1 pseudogene is annotated in these 1,166 nt (G+C 77.6%); it reads left to right on the top strand.

From position 1 onward, the window contains the following. Positions 1 to 9: 9 nt before the first annotated feature. Positions 10 to 1,166, top strand: a pseudogene (locus ACFWJO_RS40190) (hypothetical protein); the annotation flags it as partial.

Raw genomic sequence — 1,166 nt, 5'->3', positions numbered from 1 at the left:
AACGAACGCATGACCTCCACCCCGGACACCCCGGCCGCCCCCGCCACCCCCTTCCACGACCTCGACGCCTTCACCGCGCTGCCGCGCGTCGCCGGTCTCACCCTCAGCCCGGACGGCGCCCGCCTGGTGACCACCGTCGCCGCCCGGGACGCAAAGGGCACCGGCTACGCCACCGCCCTCTGGGAGGTCGACCCCGCGGGCAAGCGCCCCGCCCACCGCCTGACCCGCTCCCGCGAGGGCGAGGCCGGCGCGCAGTTCGCCGCGGACGGCACCCTCTTCTTCACCTCCGCCCGTCCCGACCCCGCCGACGCCGAGGCCGAGAAGCGCAGCGCCCTGTGGGCCCTGCCGGCCCGGGGCGGCGAGGCGCGCGTGGTGCTCTCCCGCCCGGGCGGCGTCGCCGCGGTCACGTGCGCCTCTGCGGCGGACCGCGTGGTCGTCACGGCGGACCGGCTGCTCGGCGCCACCACCGAGGCCGAGCACGCGGCCCTCGCGCAGACCCGCAAGGACGCCGGTGTGGACGCCATCCTGCACACCGGCTACCCCATCCGCTTCTGGGACCACGACCTCGGCCCCGCCCGCCCCGAGCTCTTCGTCCTCGAGCCCGGCCCGGACCCGCAGGGTGAGCCCGCCACGGACGCCGACGCCGCCGAGCCCGGCCCCGCCGCCTCCGGCCTGGCTCCCGAGGCCGACGACGTGGCGCACCACCTGCGCCACGTCTCCGGATTCCCGCGCTCCCACGCGTTCGGGATCGGCGCGCAGGTGGCCCCGGACGGCTCGTTCCTGCTCACCACGGCCGCCACCGCCGAGGCTCGCGGCAACGTGCGCGAGGGCACGGTGGTGCGCGTGGACCTGGCCACGGGCGAGCACCGCGTCCTGCACGACGTCCCCGGTGAGGACGTGGCCGTCGGCCCCGTCAGCCATGACGGCACGCGCGCCGTCGTCGTCCGCACCCCCGACTCCACCCCGCACTCCGCCGTGCACCCGCGCCTGTACGTGATGGACACGGCCACGGGCCAGACCACGCCCCTGGCCCACGGCTGGGACCGCTGGGCCGACGTCGTCGCGTGGCTGCCGGACGACTCCGCGGTGATCGCGCTCGCGGACTCCGAGGGCCGCCGCCCGGTGTTCCGCATCGAGGTGGCCACCGGCGCCGTCGCGCAGGTGAC

Origin of the sequence: Streptomyces sp. NPDC127092 (assembly GCF_042722475.1) — a bacterium.
Taxonomy (GTDB): domain Bacteria; phylum Actinomycetota; class Actinomycetes; order Streptomycetales; family Streptomycetaceae; genus Streptomyces.
Note: the sequence above shows the minus strand (reverse complement) of the source record. Positions and strands in the feature narration are given on the sequence as shown.